The sequence below is a fragment of the Lentzea sp. NPDC037011 genome, from assembly GCF_055607425.1.
Genome location: NZ_JBVJRT010000018.1, coordinates 15,516 through 16,337 on the forward strand (window position 1 = coordinate 15,516; position 822 = coordinate 16,337).

Below are 822 nucleotides of genomic sequence, written 5' to 3' on the forward strand. Positions count from 1 at the left end.
TCGCAGACGCCGGGCTCGCAGACGCCGGGCTCGCAGACGCCGGGCTCGCAGACGCCGGGCTCGCAGACGCCGGGCTCGCAGACGCCGGGCTCGCAGCCTAGTGGGGTGCAGCCGGGTGTGTTCTCGCCTTCGCCGCAGGGTGGGGACGTTTCGGTTGTGGACGCTCCGCGTCTGGACTCGCCGGCGTTGAGTCCGCAGGATTCGGGCGGGGTTCGGTCGGAGGTTCCCCCGCCAGGGGCCGTGCACTCGCAGCTGCCGCCGACCGTCGGGGGTGAAGCGCGCACCGATGTCGATGCCGTGGGTGAAGAACGGCGTGAGTCCAGCGCACCGCAGCCTCAGGCGTCGCAGCCTCAGACACCGCAGTCCCACACACCGCAGTCCCAGACGCCACAGCCTCCGCCGGACCAGGCTCAGCCGGATCAGCCTCAGCCGGGTCAGTCCCAGACGCCCCAGAGCGAGCAAGGTCAGCCGCAGACGGGGCAGCCGCAGACGGGGCAGCCGCAGACGGGGCAGCCGCAGACGGGGCAGCCCCAGACGGGACAGCCGCAGACGGGGCAGCCCCAGACGGGACAGCCCCAGACGGGACAGCCCCAGACGGGACAGCCGCAGACGGGGCAGCCCCAGACGGGACAGCCCCAGACGGGACAGCCGCAGACCGGGCAGCCGCAGACCGGGCAGCCGCAGACCGGGCAACCCCAGCAAGGACAGCCGCAGCAAGGGCAACCCCAGACCGGGCAGCCCACGGGCCGACCTGGCCGGGACGATGTCGTGGCACCGCCCCTGCCTTCGTCGGTCGAAACACCCGCACCCCAGCACGTGCCG